Origin of the sequence: Trichocoleus sp. DQ-A3, from assembly GCF_039961975.1 — a bacterium.
In the GTDB taxonomy this organism is placed as follows: domain Bacteria; phylum Cyanobacteriota; class Cyanobacteriia; order Cyanobacteriales; family FACHB-T130; genus FACHB-T130.
This window is the reverse complement of the sequence record NZ_JAMPKC010000018.1, coordinates 98,482-116,258: the sequence shown is the minus strand read 5'-3', so window position 1 is coordinate 116,258 and position 17,777 is coordinate 98,482. Positions and strand designations below refer to the sequence as shown.

Here is a 17,777-nt window from a genome sequence, read left to right as displayed (position 1 = left end):
CATTGAGTCCTCTGCTTCGCTTAAGATAATCCGAATCGGAGCAGGCATAAATAATGGAAAACTCCCTTTAGAGAACCTATCCCATCTTATATTTAATTAGTCCCAGCTACTTATAGCAATCCTATTTTAGTTGGGAGATGCTAGTGTTTCAGCTACCCAGCTTTTTTAAAAAAGTCGGGTATCTCGCTTCACAAATTATTTAAGACAACACTATATCAAGCTCAAAAAGCGATTCAAGCAATATTCTTTAGAAAAAAAAGCGATTGAGGCAAAGGGACAGAGAAAAGTAATATTTTCACAAATCTGGGAAGGTGCTATCTTCCCTTTCAATCCTTATTTTTGCCTTCTGGTAATCTGTATAGCACTAACCGGCGAATTAAGGGTTCTTTACTATGGTGTTGCCGCAATAAAATAACTTTTACTAATAGCTTCCATGCAGCAAAGGAAAATATAGCGGGGAATACCATTTGAGAAGCGATCGCTAATTTTCCTTGCCGAATCGCTAAAAATCCTGCACGCAGTTTGAAATAAGCTTGCCACTCTTGAAGGTTGGAAATAGTAGATTGGTGTTTTTCACTAACTAAAGCATAGATTTTTTCCATCACTAGAACATTTCTATCTAGTAAATGATTTTGGTTCTGGAGCTTTTTGTTAAGAGATTGAGGAAAATCCGTTATCCCAAAAAGCTTCCATCCAACTAGCGAAACGACACCATTTACAGCCATTTTAGTAGCGCTGAAAAATTCTCCTTGCTTGAAAGCAATCCGGCTACAGCGGAATTTTAGAGAAATGCGTAATTCTTGAAGCTGTGCTGTTTTAAACCGATTCTTTGGAACAATAGAGCCATGAATAGATTCCGAATAAGGAATCGATTTAGACAGCGAACTATTGGTATCAACTTGCTTTTGAGCCAAGAAGACTTGCCGAGGATTCGATAGATTATTAATTACTAAAATCTTCCATGCACTTAGTGAAAAAACTGAGGGAAATGCCATTTTAATAGCACTCAATATTTTTCCTTGCTTGAGAGCTACCAGACTCCAATGTAGTTTAAGATAAGCTTGAATATTTTTAATTGGTGGAGTTTCAGCACGGTGAGTTTCACTCACCAAAGCATAGATTTTTTCCTTCATCAAAATATTAGTATCCATCCTCGTTTTAAGAGGAAACTTTTGATTGTAAGCTCCAGGCCAAATTGTGCGATAAGCAAGGCACTGATTTACAAAAACAGCATCTCCAAACTGGGCAATTTTGATCCAAGAATCAATGTCATCAAAGTTCGCATCTAAGCTAGAATCCCAGCCGCCGGATTTCAGAAAAGCCCAACGAGCGAAGACAACTTGAATGGGAGTACCAAAAGGGATAAGTTCTAGTAGCATCCCAAAATGAAGGTCTTCTTGGGGAATAGAGAAAGCTTTGCCGGGACCAATTTGTCGGGTTCTGTAAAGTTCGACCTCGTTGACATCAACCTGCGCCGCCTGACAAGAGGCAATGACAGCGTTTGGACACAGCGCGATCGCCCGATTCATTTCCTCTATAAAATTCGGTGCTAAATAGTCATCATCATCAACCGGCTTAATCCACTCGCCTTTAGCAAGTTGCACTCCAGCATTCATCGTCGCCGAGTGACCCAGGTTAATTTGATTGCGGTGATAAACGAGGCGTTCGTCACCTTTGTCTCGAAGCGCTGCCACTAAACCGCTCACATAGGCTTGGGTGCCATCCGAGGAGCAGTCATCAGCAACAATGACTTCACAGGGCAGTGTTTGGGCAAGAGAGGTGTCAATTGCCCGTTTTAGTAAGGAAAGGCGGTTATAAGTCGTAATAACGATACTGAATTTCATCCCAGCTCCGCTTGGGATACTTCAGCCAAAGGTATCCTATCTTGATGCAAAAGAGAAGGTGGAAATTACTAGATTTGCAAAGCTTTATAGTACAGGAGTCAGACAATTTTAGCTTTTAGAGGAGCGATCGCTCCTCCATAACCGCTTTAAAATCCAAAATTGGCTGACTAGAGAGCTAGTGGCTGGGCGCAAAGCAGTGGGACGTAAAGTTGCCATGCAACCCATAAGGGATATGATGCTTCAAGTGCAATCGCGCCACCGGACCTCGATCGACGTGTGCGGCATCTAAAATAACGACATCAGAGCGGTGGTGAGAAGAGTCGTAAACTAACGTCAGCACCCAACCCTCATCTTCACGGGTAGCACCCGGACGAGGGACAAAGATCGGTTCGCTAACATAGCCTTGGGGTGCTGCACTCCAGAGTTGGCGACAATCTGATTCTAAATCCACCTTGAGGATAGCTTGGAGAGGCGCATTGCCCTCGGCAGCATGAGCTGCACCCAGATATAGATACTGATAAGGGCGTCCGACTCGTTCGGGATGAACGAAGGGAAACTCGCAGCAACGGCTTTCTAAAAGCCTCCGCCGTACCGTTTTATCTTTATCCTTTAAATTAAACTGGAACCGCCACATTTGTCCGGGGGATAGTGCCTGAAAGTCTACCTCCCGATAGTCTGATTCCGGCTCAACTTCTGGAAAAGACTCATAGCAAATTGAGTCAATACAAATTTCGTCCCCTTGCTCAAAGGCATTGGCATGGTGGAAGACAAAACCCGACTGAGTTTCAAAAATTTGCATTTTTTCCCCTGGTTGGGGGTTGCGGGGAATCACCACAATCCGGGTGAGTTGCTCCGCCTGGAACTTGACACACTCACCCGCACCGCGAAATCCCAGCAGGAAAGGCACCGGGTTGAAGGAAACGGGATTTTGGAAGAAGATGCAGTAATTGGGCGTAATCGCAAAATCGTGGATGAAGGCGAAGCCAGGAACGCTGTGAGAGTTCTGCTGCACAACTTTGCCAGCCGCGTCTAATTCATAGATGATGATGGTGCTGGAAAGACCCGGTTTAATGGCAAAGTTCACCAGGCAAGGGGCACCACCCTGGCGATCGCATCTAGGGTCAATGCGAGGATGAGCGGCAAAGGCGTCACCATTTTGCAAAACCCCGTCCAAATATTCTTTCCCCAGGGTTTCCAAGGTGTTGGGGTCTAAAAGATGAGGTTCGGCAGCTTCCCAAAGCGCCAGGAGTTTGCCCCCCCAGTAAATGACGTTGGTGTTGGCAATATTTTTGAGTTTCACATCAAAAGCATTGGCTAGCCAACCACCGGGCTTCTGGGTGCCAAAGACGCCGCGATAGAGAATTTTACCGGCTTTCTGTTCTTCCACATAGCCCTGTGTGCGGACAAAGCGATTGCGAAAGTGGGCGCGACCTTCTGAAAAGGCGATCTTGGCAATCATGCCATCTCCATCAAATGGGTGATGGATGCGTTGACCCTTGACATCTAGCAACCCGGGGCCATTCCGAAACAGCGTTCCTTCTAGTTCTGCGGGAATCTCCCCTTCAATGTCATCAATCCAATAATCGAATTCTTGCGGCAAAGATTCATAGCCCTTTTGCCACTTTTTAATGTGGTAGGGAAGTTGATCGGGCACCTCTGTGGGCACCGGAAAGCGTTCTGGTGTGGGTATTTGCATATTAAACGATTCGGCTTAGAAAAACTCGTGACGCGATCGTGAACTAGGACAGACGTGTTAGCGCCGCTGCACGTTAAGTCGCACGGATGAATGATTTGTCGGATGGGATAGCGATCGCTACCCTATGCAGGTGTTGGGTTTCCTGGCGTCCCAACCGACGAAAATCTTCAATTTCATTGCATCCGCCTAGTGAGTGCCGCAGCTTTCTGATTTTCGTTTCCAGTCTGAAACGGGAAGCGGAATCAGCACTGCCTACTCTCGATCCTTCCTCTTTTAGTCGGCGGGTTCTTCTACTGTGGGGATGAGTTCTGGAAGAAAGTCAGGAACAAAAGACCGTTCCCGATGCTGAATGGGGGCTGACTGAATATGTATGGCTGATGACGGTTGCAAGCTTGGCATCTCGCCAGATGGCTCGGTTTCCGGTTTGCCTGCGGGTAGCCAACCAATCAGTGGCAGCGGCAAAAGGGTTGATAGATTCGTAATCACGACCAACTGCCAGAGATGGTCAAAATTCCTTTCGGTGATGCCCAGCCAATAGGTGAGGACGGCTCCCAGTTCGTGGGACAATAACCCTGCCATATTTGTCACCGACATCAGCAGCGCAAACAAGGTTGCTTCTACTCCAGGCGGACATAGCCGCGCCGCGAGTACCAACAAGGGCATATAAGCAATCTGTCCCATAACGGTCAGAATCAGACTGTCTCCCAGGCTGAACCAGCGATCGTCGATGCCTAAAGAGCGGTTGGTATGAGTCACCAGCAGCAGCGTGGTCATTCCAAGTGCCGCTGCGATGATCGTTGTCCAGGTGAAAATGGTGCGAAAGGGGACGGCTTTGAGAAATCGTTGAAAAATTGCAATTCCGAGCAGGGAGGCGAGACTGGTGACGAGACGTACCCGTCCCAAAAATTCTGGCTCAAACCCTAGTTCGTTGGTAGTGAAGTAGAAAAAGGCACTATCTGCGGTCGGTGTGGCTTGCAAAAGGAACAGAAAGGCGGTTGGTAGCCAGATTGATTTTTGGCTAACCGCTTTTCCCAGTTGTTTGATCTGGTTGGCAACGGTGGAGACATCCGGGCGATCGCTAATTGGCTCTTCTGCAATTAACCAAGCAACCGCTGACACGATTAAGGGGAAACCAGCGGTAATGGCAAAAATAGTATGGCTCCCGAAGTGTTGCAAAAGGAAACCGCTAAAATACGCAGTTACTAAGCCTCCCAGCGATGAGGCACCCCAGGAGAGGGATTGCAGGGAACCGGCATCACTCTGAGACTCTGCCCTGGCTCGTTCTACCACCAGCGAGTCTACAATTACATCGCTAACCGCTACCGAGAGGGACGAAAGCGCGATCGCCACTGTCGCCGCCCAAGCTGTATGCACAATCGTTGCCAGACTAAACCAGGAAATCGCTCCCAATAGTCCGGATAAGATCAGATAGGGTCGCCGCCGGTAGCCAAACACCGGTAGACCATCTGACAGAAAACCAAATAATGGCTTTACCACCCAAGGAATGGCAGCAATGCCCATCAAAGCCGAAACTTGAGCCGGACTTAGCGACAGTTCATCTTTGAGAAAAAAGCTGACTGCTAGACGCGCTAAACCCAAGATTCCCTGCACCAAATAGACCGTTAGAATGGCGCATAACTCAGGAGTCGGCTCATGACCAAAGAACACCTTTTTGATCGCGGAGTTCTTGATTTCGGACATACCAGAGGGGGAAAACTGCATTGATAACTTTTTTTAAGAAATATCAACATTCACCCTATGATAACCTCCCACTTTGGATGTGTTGTCAGTCCAAAGCCGGGATGATTCAGTGGTTGGTAGCCCTTAATTCCTTCCTCTCAAGAGAGTACAGATTAGGCAGGATAGGAACTTCAGAGGCTTCTAGGGAGAAGGTGGAAATAACTGCATTCGGTAATCTTGTTGTGGGAAAGAAGTCGTCTATAAAGATTGACTTGTATAGGGTTGGCGATATTTGTAAGTCGCTTTCCCATTTCGATCGAACCCATTTCTAGAAATTAGCAATTTTTTCTTTTTCCATGATTCCTGACTGTTTACCCAGAATGAGGGGTGTAGCCCGTCACTGTCCAAGTGCCATAATGTGGTAATGCCAAATCAGCAGTCGGTAAATTTACCAGTTTTCAATTCCCGAAATTAGCCCAAAAGCTACAGTAGAAAATGCTATGGCTCTGTCTTTGCCTCTGTTTCTCCCCATGTTAGCTCCGCTAAGGCTAGGGCGATGATGAAAGGCTTTTTTAAGTCCCAGACATCCACGCTATTGGATCTAAGCGATCGCCTCAAGATTGCGTTGTCGGAATTCACGGGTGTGCGAGTGGTAGCGATCGCTAGTCTTGTTGTGAGCGGGTTCGTTTTAGGAGTGCGTCATTTGGGCGGTCTACAACCTCTAGAACTCGTCGCTTTAGACCAACTGGTGCGGTTACATTCCGATCCAGGTCCCGACCCTCGGCTCTTAGTTGTGGGCATTACAGAAGGCGACATTCGCACTCAGAAACAATGGCCTTTATCCGACCGGACAATGGCGCAGCTATTGGCAAAGTTGCAATCATTGCAGCCTCAAGTAATTGGCTTAGATGTGTATCGGGAAATCCCGCAACAACCAGGAAATGCCGAACTTAAGGTGCAACTCCGGGAAAAAAATATCTTTGCCATTAAGAAATTTGGCGATACGGAGCTGGAACTGGTGTCGCCGCCGCCGGGATTTCCAGAGGATCGAGTTGGTTTTAACGATTTGCTGCTCGATCCGGATGGCGTTGTCCGTCGCAATCTATTGTTTGTCTCGGATGATACAAGCACTTATTTCTCGTTTTCCCTGCGGCTAGCGATCGCTTATTTAGAAAGTGTAGGCATCACACCAGAGTCCAGCCAACAAAATCCCGATTATATTCAACTGGCAAAAGCGGTATTTGTCCCGCTCCAGCAAAACTCTGGCGGGTATCAAAATATGGATGCGCGGGGCTACCAAGTTCTGCTGAATTACCGCTCCTCAAACGTGGCGCGGCAAGTTACGCTCACCCAAGTTTTAAAGGGACAGATTGACCCGAACTGGGTGAAAAACAAGATTGTGCTGATTGGCACAACGGCACCCAGCGCCAAAGATACTTTCTCAACCCCCTACAGCCCAGCCGAGAAGGAAACCGCCAAGATGCCCGGCGTCTTGGTTCATGCCCAGATGGTCAGCCAATTCCTTGACGCTGCCACGGGGGAGCGACCCCTATTTTGGTTCTGGGATGAACGGATAGAGGTGTTATGGATTGTCGGATGGACACTGCTCGGCGCGATCGCGGCTTGGTGGTTGCGGCATCCCGTTGTCTTAATTTTGGGCTGCGGCGTTGGTTTGGGGGTTCTGTTGGGCACCTGCTTCTATCTATTTACTGTGCAAGGATGGGTGCCTCTGTCGGCTCCCGTACTGGGATTTATCCTCACCAGCGGGGTGGTCATTACCTACCGCTCTTATGATGCACAGCAGCAGCAACAAATTATCATGAAGCTTTTGGGACAGAATACTTCACCGGAAGTTGCCAAAGCTCTCTGGAAAGGACGCGATCGCTTGATCAAATCTGGGAAATTACCAGGAATTAAGCTAATCGCAACCATGATGTTTGCAGATATCAAAGATTTCAGTACCATTGCCGAACAAATGCCTCCGGAAGCTTTGCTGGAATGGTTAAATGAAATGCTGGATGTCGTCACCCACGAAATCATCGGCCATGAAGGCATTATCAACAAGTTTACCGGGGATGGCTTCATGGCTGTGTTTGGCGTGCCGATGGATCGCATCCACAAGGAGGAAGTCGCTCTTGATGCCCAGCGCTCGATAGAATGCGCTCTAGCAATCGGCGAAATTCTAGAGGAATTGAACCAAAACTGGAAAACTCGTGGCTTGCCAGTCATCCAGATGCGAATTGGAATTTTTACGGGTCCCGTCGTCGTTGGCAGTTTAGGAGGCAAAGACCGCCTAGAATATGGCGTCATTGGGGACAGCGTTAATACTGCCGCTCGCTTGGAAAGTTGCGAGAAACACCGCCAACCAAGCAACTGCCGCGTCCTGATCGGTAAGGAAACCCTGGTTCATCTTGATAACCAGTTTCTGGTTGAATCTTGGGGACCATTGCCACTGAAGGGCAAACAGCAAATGGTTGATGTCTATCTTGTGGTGGGGCGTCAAAGGGAAAGAGCGTCAGAAGTTTGATGACTAGCAAATTTTCTAAGATACAGCGAGTGTAGATGCTCCTTTGACGTGTTCCGATTAATTAGGTTACAAAAATTAATGAATATTTTTTGCGCTTATTAAAGCAGTGTCATAAATCGTTAAAAATTAACGTCACTATCAGAAGTATGCTGAATGATGAAAAACTCACTTCCCAGATAAATCGGTTACTGTTGTTAGCAGTTATCACACTTTCATCAACATCTACTTCCCGATTCATTGGGTCAGAAAGCAATAAAAACAGAGCGATTTTTTCTGATAAAGAGGCATTTCGATGATTGAAAAAATTTTGTTAGCAGACTCTGGAACTGGACATTCTGAAGAGATGCTCAAGGCTTTGATAGAACTGCCTTCGATCCAACGGGCAGCGGTCACTATCTTGCACGTCGTTCCTTCTCAAATTACCACTGAGTCCATGACTTCAAAGTGGGAAGAGGGAGGCAGGATTCTCGCTACAGCCATCCAGACTCTGAACCTAGACCCAAATCACGTTAACACCATGCTGAGGCAGGGCGATCCGAAGGATACGGTTTGCCAGGTAGCAGAAGAAATAAATGCTGATTTGATTATTATGGGTTCGCGGGGCCTAAAGCGTCTGGAATCCATTTTAGAAAATTCGGTCAGCCAATATGTTTTCCAATTGTCTTCCCGCCCAATGTTGTTGGTGAAAGACGATATTTACGTCAAGAAAATCAACCGCATCATGGTTGCAATGGACGGCTCAGAATCGGCACAACAATGCTTAAATCTGGCTTTGTTTCTGTTGCGAGATAAAAAGGGTGGGCAGTTGGTTCTGGTTCACGTCAACAAAGCTCGGACAGGTTTTGAAGAAGCCGCTAACGCTGAAAAAGATCCTGTACTTGCTCCTGCGATCGCTGCCGCTAAAAAACAAGGCATTTCTTATAAGTGTGTCACCGGAAATGGTAAAGCAGGCCCAGAAATCTGTCGTTTGGCAGAGGAATCAAATGTTGATTTGTTGATGCTGGGTTCTCCCGATCGCCGTCCTTCGATTGCCAAAGGTTTACCAGATTTGGATCGCTTGCTGGGAACCTCGCTATCCGACTACGTGCGAGTCTATGCAAATTGTCCCGTTCTCTTAGGACGCACAGCGACTACCTAAGAAACGCCAAACCTAAGCCTAAAAAAATTCCCCTCGCCAGAAGGACATGGCAAGAGCCTTGTCCATACTACAGCGGGGGGATTTTGTTCGATACAGATGATTAAGGATTCTTGTTGCTTTCGCGGCTAGCAGTTTGGATGTACAGAATCAACAAGAAAACTGTGGGAACCAGCACAAACAGGATGCTGGCGACAAAACCAAGATCGTTAACTTGCATTGAACCCAGCCTCTAATTAACTTTAAAGCACCACCCTTAAGCATATCATCCGGTGTCTGTCTTGAGGAGAGTGCGATCCCAAGAAGCCAAAATAGCGATCGCATTTTCCCATGCAAGCGCGATCGCTCTCCTGGAGCAGACATTGAGGCGATCGCGCTCTCACCAATATAAAAAGCGAACCGACAGGTCGGCCCTTCGCGATCGCGCTTTATTCTTAAAGGAAAGAGAAAAGCGATCGCATATTTTACGCAACAACCTTACTCAGACTCGTCACCCAAATAAGCTTGGCGACTGTGCCGAACATGAAGAACGGCTACGACATCTTGTTCGACCACAAATAGAATGCGGTATTTCCTTGGTTTTCCGACCCATAATTGCCGAATTTCACGACCAATCATCGGCGCTTCTGGTGCTGCTGTGCATCGGTTGGGTAAAGTTCTGAAACGATGCGATGCGATCTCAAGATGTTCCCTTATTTTTAGGTACGACTTTTTAGGTACGACCGGGTATGCTCACATCCAACCGGGAAGATTCCAATTTATCAAAAGATCAAGCAAGAATTTTTCAAGCTAGTGTCGCTAGGAGGATTGTTCTAGGCAGTAGAGCGAGAAAACTTAAACGCAGAGGATGCAAAGGAATCGCAGAGTCCGGCAGAGAATTTATCATTGCCTTTGCGTAACTTTGCGAAATCCTTGCGATCTTTGCGTTAATAAACCTTCAATTTTTTATCGCGGCTTTGTTTTCACACTTGTTGGGCCATTTACAAGAGTTTGACAAGCTAAGCGATAGGTTTCTGGCTTTTTCTTCAGTTTGCGATTTTCCACCTCAGTGCGAGGCGAAAGATTTTCCATACCTTCCACAATTTCCACAATGCAGGTACCGCATTGACCGTAGCCCCCGCAGTTCATCATCTTTCCCCTAAAGGTATAGATATCAATGCCGTTCTGGAGGGCTTTTTCTCTTAAGTTAGCCCCATCCGCTGCGATCGCTTCTTGATTTTCATTGACAAATGTAATATTAGCCATCCGCCTTTTAACTCACCTCGCTTCTATTAACAAATCTTAAAAAATTATACAAATTTAGCAAAGCCGATCTCTACTGAAATGCCAGTGGTGTTTTGAGACACCGTAGGCTCGATTTGCTTCGCTCACCCTATTGGGGCTGATCGAAAAGTTGACTATCTGGGAGATTGCTGATCGCCCGTTCGAGAGCTGCCAGAGAGCGATTGTAATCCAGAACCGCTGTAAGACGGTTTACTCTAGCACGAGTTAGCTCGGTTTGAGCGCTAATGACATCTGTCTGGGTACCAACGCCAGATCTAAATCGTAACTCTGCCAGACGCAAGCTTTCTTCTGCCTGGGTAACGGCAAAAAAGGCAGTTTGAATATTCTCGGCATTCGACCTTAAGTTGAAATAAGCTTGTTCCACCTCCAAGCGGATTTGGTTGCGCTGGTCGGCAAATTGAGTTTCAGCGATCGCTATGTTCGTTTCTTCCTGACTGGCTCTCGCTCTGGCGGCTCCCCCATCGTAAAAATCCCATCGGAATTGCGCCCCCAGGGTTAAACCATCGGCAGGCCCGATATCGTCATTTAATACCCCTAAAACGCTGTAGTTGGCAACGAGGTTGACTTGCGGTCTGGTTGCCGCCAGGGCAATGCGCCTTTGCTCTTGGCTGATGTTCCGTCGAGCCAAGAGCTGTTCTAGCTCAGCGCGATTCTTCACGGCGAGGATAATACTCTGTTCTAGTGTTAGATTCCATTCACCAGCGACCTCAATTTCATCTGCTGCTGCCACCTCAACGGTTTCCCCTAGACTCAACAGCCTCGTTAATTGCCTGCGGGCAATGCTCTGCTGACTCCGGCTGCGAGTGAGATCCTGCACGGCATTTGCCAGCTGCACCTGCGCCCGCAGTACGTCAAATCGCGTTCCAAGTCCAGCTTGTTCTAGCAATTGAGCATCCCGGAGACTCCTGGCGGCATCTGTCACTGCTGCTTGGGAAATCTCAGTTTGGGAGTCGGCTTCTTGCAGATCGTAGTAAGCATTGCTGACATCCAGGCGTAGTTGCTCGGACTGGCGTTCTACTTCTAACTGATCGAATCGCAGCTGTTCTTCTGCCGCCCGGATACGTGCCCCGCGCCGCCCGGAGGTGTAGAGTTCGTAACTCACTTGCAGGCCGGTGTCAAAGGATGTCGAAACAGTATTATCGTCGTCATTCCCCAAGAATGGGTTTAATGGCGATGACTGTTGTCGCCGATTTTGTAGCTCAGCATTCGGGGAATCTGACCTAGTAAAATTTGATTCTACGCCGATTGTTGGAAACTCAGCCGCCCGAAATTCTCGCACGGATGCCCGCGATCGCTCTAGGGTAAGAATTGCCACTTGTAAATCCCGATTGTTGCGCCGTGCCAGCTCCAGAGCTTGTTGTAGGGTAATTCGTTGGAAGTTTTGAATTTGCACTTCCTCAGATCTGGTCGGAAATTGTAGGGGATTAGCGCTGGGGTTGAGATATTCAGGGGGTAGGCTTTCCAGCGTGGCGGGTGCTTGTGGCGATTGTGCTGGAGCCGACTGGGAAACGTCTGTCTTGCCTCCCGTTGCATTTGGAGGGCTAGCTCCATCTCGGCTAACGGCTTCCTTTAGCGTCTGGGAAGAGATTGCGGGAAGCGCTGGGGTAGGGGCAACCGACGGGGTTCCCTTACTTTCAGCGGAAGTAGGATTTGGCTGAGTAAGCGGAGGCTTTTCTTGTGCAACACTGACTTTTGCACAGCTCATGGCGATCGCTGCACTCGCACCCACAGCCATGAAACCAGTTCCTACCCAGTGAAACGGATGACTAGAATTTGGCATAAGTTTTTGAATTTGGTCTGCGCTGTTAGAAAAACTTCTTTTCTTTAGCTCAAGCACCTTAAGAAGGATACTGGGTTGCGAATGTGCTTGGCAAACGAATTTTTGTGAATTGGGGCAAGAACCTGAAAATGCAGAACCCTAAGCCTGATATTGGTGCATTCTGCCAGAAATAATTGATTTCCTTAGCCCTAAAGCAGATAGCCCCTGTATTTCCCTTGACATGGCTTTGCCATTATTTGATTGCAGTATTCGATGTCTCTCAAGTGGCGATGATTCCCGCCTCTACCTGGCTTTGCCCCGAACTTCCCAGAGGGGGTTCGCTTCGTTCAGACGCCAGTCGTTCGTTCAACCATTCGATTTCGCTTTGAATCACTGCTTTACATCTGTGCCAAACTTCTGCCTGGTAAGGTTCTGCTGGCAGCGATTCTCTTTCTTGGCTTTCCAGGCGCAGCCGACAAACCATCAAGCGATGCTCCAGCAACTTAATCCGTTTGGCAGGTTCTAAGTGACCAAAAAAGAAAAACTTGATCGTGAAGCGAGAGCGAGCATTCACCCAGCTTTCATGGGGATATTCCATCATTTTGTGCATCCATCGCTCGCGCCCTCGATCCGTAATGCTGTAAATCTTGCGGATCGAACCCGCTTCTCCTTCCTCCTCTACCAGCACTGATATTGCACCCCGTTCTTCCAGGCGCTTCAAGAGCGGATAAATAGCTCCATAGTTGACGCTGATACAACCACTCATGAACAGCTCTAGTTGCTGTTTTAGGCGGTAGCCATGTAGCGGTTCGCGTTGTAGTAAACCTAAAGTAGCTAATTCCAGCATTTATATCAATCTGATACAATTAATAGTTGCATTTGATTTTAATATATGTAGATGTTATCTGCTGTCTCTCTTTCGCAATCATCCGGCTGAGGTGGGGTGGCGATGAGCGCAAGCCGATTAAGAAAACTATATAAGCCAATCACGACGTTGTTAAAAGTGGTTTAAGTACGGCTTTGTAAGTGTAGAGCGGTTTGCTATCAAACTTAAGTAAAAGGAGAGGAAACGACAATGCCCGATCCTGATTCCCCGTCTCCAGTTCCAATTGACGCAGAACCGTCTGCGATCGCAGCCGACGGTCAGGCTCTAGAATACGATGAGTCTGCGGCAAATGAGCGGTATCAACCACGGAAAAAACAGCGTTGGTCTATGGCGCTGGGAATTATCCTTTTAATCGTTGGTGCAGGTTTTGGTTGGCGGTGGTGGCATAGCCGTGCTAATGATGCACCGAATGCGACTGCTGCGGCGGCGGGCCAACCTCAAGGAGTTCCTGTCAAGCTATCAACGATAGAGACAGCGACAATTCAGGAAAGTTCCGAGTTTGTCGGTGCTTTAGAAGCGCAACGTTCAGTGGTATTAAAGCCTGAAATTGACGGACGAGTCAGTCAGATTTTTGTTGCTGAAGGCGATCGCGTTCTGGCTGGGAAGCCCTTAGTCCAACTCAGCCGCGAAAAGAGACAAGCAGAATTAGCTGGCGTCCTCCAGGCTGTTAACGCCGCCCGCGCCACCCGTGCCAATGCCGCCTCGCAAATTAAAGCCTTAGAAGCAGAACGGGCTTCTCGTGTCGCTGAAGTGGAACTACAACAGGAAAACCTCCGCCGCACTTCCACCCTCGTACAGCAAGGCGCGTTGCCCAGAGCGCAACTAGACCTAGTTACCCGCGATATCCGCGCCGCCCAAGCCGCCTTAAATGCTAGCAACCAAGGCATTCAGGCAGCTCAAGCCAGCCTTTCTGAAGCACAAGCCGGGGTACGGCAAGCTGAAGCCAACGCCAATCTTTCCAATGAAGAACTGAAAGATGCCACAATTGTCGCCCCCATCGCTGGCGTTGTCGGACTTATCCCAGTCAAGTTAGGAGACTACGTTAGGAGTGGCGATACGATTGCCACGGTTACTCAAAACCAAGCGCTAGACCTGCGGTTATCTATCCCGCTAGAACGAGGGCCAGATATACGCTTGGGGCAGAGAGTTGAAGGGAAGGATTCTCAAGGAAAGGTGCTAGGTACAGGTCAAATTAGCTTCATTTCGCCTAGAGTAACGAGCAATTCTCAAAGCATCCAAGCAAAAGCTAGCTTTGACAATTCACAAGGACAACTGCGAGATGGACAATTTATCAAAGCTAATCTGATTTGGCAAGAACGTCCGGGAGTTTTAATCCCCACTAGCGCTATTTCTCGCTTGGGTGGAGCAACTTTTGTGTTTGTGGCGCAAACACAACAACCTCAACCAGGGCAACCAGAACAACCAGGACAACCCAAACTTGTGGCTAAGCAAAAACCCGTGAAGTTGGGCGCGATCCAGAAAAATAATTATCAAGTGTTAGAAGGATTACAACCCGGAGAAAAAGTTATTGTCTCAGGCCTTCAGAATTTGTCTGATGGCGCTCCCATTCTTCCTGAGTCTAAGTAATCAGTAATGGGTAATAGGTAATGGGTAAGATAATGGAGAATTTTCTTCACTAATCCCTAATATCTAATACTTAATACCCACCGATTACCAATTACAAATTACTAACAATATGTTTGCAGATTTCTTCATTAAGCGACCAGTCTTTGCTACAGTCTGCGCCATAGTTATTTTGCTAGTGGGAGGAATTAGTATTCCCACTCTACCTATCGCCCAGTTTCCAGAAATTAGCCCGACTCAAATCAACGTTACGGCTAACTACAGCGGAGCTAGTGCTGAAGTCGTAGAAAACGCTGTGACCAACATTTTAGAAAGGCAAATTAATGGAGTCGAGGGATTAAAATATCTGAGTTCGAGCAGCAGTAACGATGGCACCAGTACAATTACAGCTACCTTTGACTCATCCCGGAACAAAGATATCGCCGCAGTCGATATTCAAAATAGAGTTTCCGTCGCCCAACCGCAGCTACCACAAGCCGTACAACAAACTGGGGTCACGGTAACAAAACAGTCCAGCAACATCCTCTTAGCAATTGGTTTGTACGCCGAAAATAAAGAGTACGACAACATATTTTTAAGCAATTACGCAGACCTCTATTTAACAGATTCTCTGAAAAGATTAAAGGGCGTTGGTGACGTGCAAATTTTCGGTGAACGCCGATATTCTATGCGTTTATGGCTAGACCCGAATCGGCTTGCTAGTCGTAGTTTAACGGCTCAAGATGTAGTCAACGCACTCCAAGAACAGAACTTACAAGTCGGTGCTGGGCGAATCGGTCAGGAACCTGCTCCAGAAGGGCAAATGTATCAAATTGACCTGCGTGCAGTCAGCCGGCTGACAGAAGCTTCTGAATTTGAGGAAATTGTCTTAAAAACGGATACTGACGGCACGCTTGTCAAACTTAAGGATGTGGGGAGAGCAGAATTAGGAGCGGAAAATTACAGCTCTTTTCTGCGATTTCGAGGCAATGATGCTGTAGGTTTGGGTATTTTTCAGCTTCCCGGTAGTAATGCTTTGGATGTTGCCAGAGCAGTGAAAGCAGAAATGGCAAAACTGGCTACTCGCTTTCCGCCTGGTTTGCAATATCGGGTGGCGTTTGACACAACTTTGTATGTTGAACAATCGCTCAAAGAAGTAGTTAAAACACTATTTGAAGCGATTGTTTTGGTCGTCTTAGTTATCTTTGTTTTTTTGCAAGATTGGCGAACAACTTTGATTCCAGCAGTGACAATTCCCATTTCCTTGATAGGAACTTTTGCTTTTATCAAGGTATTCGGGTTTTCGATTAATAGCTTGTCTCTGTTTGGTATTACATTAGCTACTGGCTTGGTAGTTGATGATGCGATCGTTGTAGTTGAGGATATCGATCGCTTGATCCAGCAAAAGGGGATGACTCCTCGTGCAGCTGCAAGTGAAGCGATGCGGGAACTTTTTAGCGCCTTAATTGCAACTTCACTGGTGCTAATGGCGGTGTTTGTTCCAGTTGCATTTTTTCCCGGAACAACGGGAGCGCTGTACAAGCAATTTGCATTAACAATTGCTTTTTCAGTTGCTATTTCTACCTTTATTGCTATTACATTGACTCCATCTCTTTCAGCTTTGTTATTGCGTCAGGGACAAAAGCCTGGAGGATGGCTTGGCTGGATTTTTGACCGAATTAATGGAGCGATCGACTGGACGCGGCGAGGATACAAGCGATCGCTTAACTTCCTGACACGCTTTCGAGGCTTCGTCGTCGGGTTGTTTATCGTTTCTTTGGGAATAACTGCTTGGCTTTATCTGAGCGTACCTACAGCGTTTCTTCCCGAAGAAGATCAGGGTTATTTCATCACGCTTGTCCAAGGGCCAGAAGGCGTTTCCCTGCAATATACAGGCGAAGTTATGGACAAGGTAGAAAAAGAAATTCTTAAAAACCCTGAAGTAGTCGGAACTTTCGTAGTAGGTGGCTTTAGTTTTAGCGGTAATACTTCTAACAATGGGATTATATTTACTACTCTCAAACCTTGGGAAGAACGCCATAAAAAAGAGCAGTCAGTGCAAGCGATTATTGACAGTTTATTTGGTACGCTATCAGGTATCACCGAAGCAAGAGTCTTCCCCGTTAATCCTCCATCAATTCAAGGTTTGGGCAGTTTTGGCGGCTTCCAATATCAGTTGCAAGACCAACGCGGTAATAGTCCCTTAGAGTCTTTGGTTCAGTCAATGGGTCAACTATTAGGTCGTGCTAACCAGACACCTGGATTGCAACAAGTGTTTAGCACTTTTGCTGCAAATACGCCACAGCTACTAATCGAAGTTGACCGCAACAAAGCTAAGGCGTTGCAAGTTTCGGTAGACGATATTTTTAATACACTGCAAACATTCTTGGGTTCGCAATATGTAAATGATTTCAATTTACAGCAAAGAAATTATCGGGTGTACGTGCAAGCAGACAAACAGTTTCGCTCTAACCCGGAAAATATTGGTAATCTGTACGTCCGCTCCCAACAAAATCAGATGATTCCTTTGAGCAATTTGGTAAAAGTTACTCCAACGACTGGAGCGCAAACTATTAATCACTACAATCTATATCGCTCCATTGAAATCACTGGTTCTGCTGCTCCTGGCTATAGCTCAGGACAAGCACTTAAGACAATGGAGCAGGTATCCAAAGAGGTTTTACCAGTTGGTTTAGGTTATGAATGGTCGGGGACTTCACTAGAAGAAATTGAGTCTGGCGGTCAAGCACCAATAATTTTTGGTTTGGGACTTATTTTTGTGTTCTTGGTGCTGGCTGCTCAGTATGAAAATTATGTTGACCCCTTCATTATTCTGCTTTCAGTTCCGCTGGCAATTTTAGGGGCATTGTTAGCTCAATCGATGCGCGGGTTGTCTAATGATGTTTATTGCCAAATTGGTCTAGTAATGTTGATTGGTTTGGCGAGTAAAAATGCAATTTTAATTGTAGAATTTGCCAACCAACTCCGAGAAAGCGGGATGTCAGCAACCAAGGCGGTGGTTGAAGCTTCCCAAGAGCGTTTGCGACCAATTCTGATGACTACTTTCGCCTTTGTCTTGGGTATTGCTCCTCTGGTAAATCCCGAAGGAGCAGGAGCCGCCAGCCGACGTTCTCTAGGAACTGCGATCGCAGGCGGTACCATTGTCTCCACTGTCTTAAGTTTATTCATTGTGCCAGTTCTGTATATCGTAATTGTGACGGCACGCGATCGCTTAAAAGGTGGTGGAAAAAAACCCGGTGGAAAGTCTAAACTAACTAAAAAACCAGAACCGAGTCGAGAAGCTGATATTTTGCACCATCACTAAGCGCACAAATTCAAACTGGCGATCCTTTCTGGATCGCCAGTTCTGAGGGAATTTTATTCCCAACTCCAATTTTGCACT

General features: G+C 47.0%; 11 protein-coding genes and 1 pseudogene. 4 read left to right on the top strand and 8 right to left on the bottom strand.

Going from position 1 to position 17,777, the window contains the following annotated elements; all coding sequences use genetic code 11:
• Positions 1–950 precede the first annotated feature (950 nt).
• The 3 genes and pseudogenes from NDI44_RS21575 to NDI44_RS21565 all read right to left on the bottom strand — a co-directional run.
• Positions 951–1,844: pseudogene (locus NDI44_RS21575) on the bottom strand (glycosyltransferase family A protein); the annotation flags it as partial.
• Positions 1,845–2,019: 175 nt separating this feature from the next.
• Entirely contained in the window at positions 2,020–3,540 is a 1,521-nt protein-coding gene (locus tag NDI44_RS21570; protein ID WP_190414687.1) for a carotenoid oxygenase family protein, read from the bottom strand.
• Between the two features lie 273 nt (positions 3,541–3,813).
• The gene (locus NDI44_RS21565; protein WP_190414685.1) at positions 3,814–5,262 is read right to left on the bottom strand and encodes a folate/biopterin family MFS transporter; all 1,449 of its coding nucleotides are present in this window, start codon (positions 5,260–5,262) and stop codon (positions 3,814–3,816) included.
• Between the two features lie 514 nt (positions 5,263–5,776).
• Between NDI44_RS21565 and NDI44_RS21560 the strand changes: the two genes are divergently transcribed.
• Entirely contained in the window at positions 5,777–7,747 is a 1,971-nt protein-coding gene (locus NDI44_RS21560; RefSeq protein WP_242037142.1) for an adenylate/guanylate cyclase domain-containing protein, read from the top strand.
• A gap of 292 nt (positions 7,748–8,039) precedes the next feature.
• The gene (locus NDI44_RS21555; protein WP_190414684.1) at positions 8,040–8,885 is read left to right on the top strand and encodes a universal stress protein; all 846 of its coding nucleotides are present in this window, start codon (positions 8,040–8,042) and stop codon (positions 8,883–8,885) included.
• A 100-nt stretch (positions 8,886–8,985) separates the two neighbouring features.
• Here NDI44_RS21555 and psbM read toward each other — a convergent pair whose 3' ends face one another.
• The 5 genes from psbM to NDI44_RS21530 all read right to left on the bottom strand — a co-directional run bounded on the left by psbM (position 8,986) and on the right by NDI44_RS21530 (position 12,772).
• Entirely contained in the window at positions 8,986–9,102 is a 117-nt protein-coding gene (gene psbM / locus NDI44_RS21550; RefSeq protein ID WP_190414683.1) for a photosystem II reaction center protein PsbM, read from the bottom strand.
• Positions 9,103–9,359: 257 nt separating this feature from the next.
• Positions 9,360–9,500: a hypothetical protein gene (locus NDI44_RS21545; RefSeq protein WP_190414682.1), complete on the bottom strand. Its 141-nt coding sequence runs from the start codon at positions 9,498–9,500 to the stop codon at positions 9,360–9,362.
• Positions 9,501–9,827: 327 nt separating this feature from the next.
• Positions 9,828–10,127, bottom strand: a complete 300-nt coding sequence (locus NDI44_RS21540; protein ID WP_190414681.1) for a 2Fe-2S iron-sulfur cluster-binding protein — start codon at positions 10,125–10,127, stop codon at positions 9,828–9,830.
• A 127-nt stretch (positions 10,128–10,254) separates the two neighbouring features.
• Positions 10,255–11,946, bottom strand: coding sequence for a TolC family protein (locus NDI44_RS21535; RefSeq protein ID WP_242037141.1), 1,692 nt, complete (start codon positions 11,944–11,946; stop codon positions 10,255–10,257).
• Positions 11,947–12,205: 259 nt separating this feature from the next.
• On the bottom strand, positions 12,206–12,772 hold the full coding sequence (locus NDI44_RS21530) for a PadR family transcriptional regulator (protein ID WP_190414680.1): 567 nt from the start codon (positions 12,770–12,772) through the stop codon (positions 12,206–12,208).
• Positions 12,773–13,000: 228 nt separating this feature from the next.
• On the opposite strand from NDI44_RS21530, the gene NDI44_RS21525 reads away from it, so the two are divergent.
• Positions 13,001–14,398 (top strand): efflux RND transporter periplasmic adaptor subunit, encoded by a 1,398-nt coding sequence (locus NDI44_RS21525; protein WP_190414679.1) that lies wholly within the window; start codon positions 13,001–13,003, stop codon positions 14,396–14,398.
• 109 nt (positions 14,399–14,507) lie between these two features.
• Positions 14,508–17,699, top strand: a complete 3,192-nt coding sequence (locus tag NDI44_RS21520; RefSeq protein WP_190414678.1) for an efflux RND transporter permease subunit — start codon at positions 14,508–14,510, stop codon at positions 17,697–17,699.
• Positions 17,700–17,777: the final 78 nt, after the last annotated feature.

Excerpts from the sequence above, each read along its gene's own strand:
- NDI44_RS21555 (WP_190414684.1), top strand. The coding sequence starts at position 8,040 with ATGATTGAAAAAATTTTGTTAGCAGACTCTGGAACTGGACATTCTGAA.
- NDI44_RS21560 (WP_242037142.1), top strand. The coding sequence starts at position 5,777 with ATGATGAAAGGCTTTTTTAAGTCCCAGACATCCACGCTATTGGATCTA.
- NDI44_RS21540 (WP_190414681.1), bottom strand. The coding sequence starts at position 10,127 with ATGGCTAATATTACATTTGTCAATGAAAATCAAGAAGCGATCGCAGCG.
- NDI44_RS21525 (WP_190414679.1), top strand. The coding sequence starts at position 13,001 with ATGCCCGATCCTGATTCCCCGTCTCCAGTTCCAATTGACGCAGAACCG.
- NDI44_RS21565 (WP_190414685.1), bottom strand. The coding sequence starts at position 5,262 with ATGCAGTTTTCCCCCTCTGGTATGTCCGAAATCAAGAACTCCGCGATC.
- NDI44_RS21570 (WP_190414687.1), bottom strand. The coding sequence starts at position 3,540 with ATGCAAATACCCACACCAGAACGCTTTCCGGTGCCCACAGAGGTGCCC.
- NDI44_RS21520 (WP_190414678.1), top strand. The coding sequence starts at position 14,508 with ATGTTTGCAGATTTCTTCATTAAGCGACCAGTCTTTGCTACAGTCTGC.
- NDI44_RS21545 (WP_190414682.1), bottom strand. The coding sequence starts at position 9,500 with ATGATTGGTCGTGAAATTCGGCAATTATGGGTCGGAAAACCAAGGAAA.
- NDI44_RS21535 (WP_242037141.1), bottom strand. The coding sequence starts at position 11,946 with ATGCCAAATTCTAGTCATCCGTTTCACTGGGTAGGAACTGGTTTCATG.
- psbM (WP_190414683.1), bottom strand. The coding sequence starts at position 9,102 with ATGCAAGTTAACGATCTTGGTTTTGTCGCCAGCATCCTGTTTGTGCTG.
- NDI44_RS21530 (WP_190414680.1), bottom strand. The coding sequence starts at position 12,772 with ATGCTGGAATTAGCTACTTTAGGTTTACTACAACGCGAACCGCTACAT.